A 1,118-nucleotide genomic window follows, 5' to 3' on the forward strand; every position below is an offset into this window, starting at 1 on the left:
ACCGCCTCCATCAACACCGATGCCAACGGCGACCACCTGGTGCTGGAATCCAATACCGGCGGCACCGCCAATACCATCAAGGTCACGGCAAACAACAGCCTGTCCGGCTTTTTCTACGATCCGTCCAGCTCGACCTCGAGCACCATGACCCAGATCCAGGCTCCGCGCGATGCTACTAAGGCGGCTTCGGGCACCTACGCGGTGGCTGTGTCACAACTGGCGCAGACCGAAAAACTGAGCTCGGCCAGCATCGCCCCGGGGTCCACCTTCGACAACGGCATCCTGGCCATCAAGACCGGCACCGGCTCGACCGTCATGATCCAGCCAGCCACCGACAGCCTGGCCGGTGTACGCGACGCCATCAACGCCGCCAGTGCCGGCGTGAACGCCACCATCGTCAGTGATGGCACCAATGACCACCTGGTCATCACCGCCCAGAACAGTGGTGCAGCCAACACCATCAAGATCACCGGCACCGGTAATTTCTCCGTCTTCAGTTCCGACCCCAGCGGCGCGATCACCTCGCAAAACGTCAGCACCAACCAGACCTACAGTTCCGGCTCGCTGAACCTGAAGGTAGGTGACACCTCGGTGGCCATCAACCCGAGCGCCAACAGCAGCGGCAATATCGACCTGAAACAGGTCATGAGTGCCATCAACAATGCCAACGCCGGGGTATCGGCTTCCATCAGCAACGATGGCAACAACGACCATCTGGTGCTCACCCCCACCGGCAGCAGTACCACGGCCGCCGTGACCTTGACCGGTACGGGCGACTATTCAGGCCTGACCATGAGCGGCATGGGCCAATTGCTCAAGGCGCAGGATGCCAAGCTGTCCATTGATGGCGTGTCAGTCACCAGTCCCAGCAACAAGGTCCAGAACGCGATTTCGGGCGTAACGCTGAACCTGGCCAAGGTCACCACCTCGGCCGACAATTTCACGCTCAACATCAGCAACGACACCTCCGGCATCACCACCGCAGCCAACAGTTTCGTATCGGCCTACAACACCCTGGCCAAGGCGAATGCCGGGATGACCGCGCAGACGCCCTCCACCACCCTGGGCAAGCCAACCACTCAGCCCCGCTTGGCAGTGGATCATCGGTCCAGACATCA

The 1,118-nt window shown here is 61.1% G+C and carries 1 protein-coding gene; it reads left to right on the plus strand.

Annotated elements, in window-relative coordinates; translation table 11 throughout:
• On the plus strand, positions 1-1,118 hold a 1,118-nt coding region (gene fliD, locus I5W_RS10030), incomplete at both ends, for a flagellar filament capping protein FliD (protein WP_044529105.1).

Source organism: Herbaspirillum sp. B65 (assembly GCF_000333555.1).
GTDB classification, from domain to species: domain Bacteria; phylum Pseudomonadota; class Gammaproteobacteria; order Burkholderiales; family Burkholderiaceae_D; genus Herbaspirillum; species Herbaspirillum rubrisubalbicans.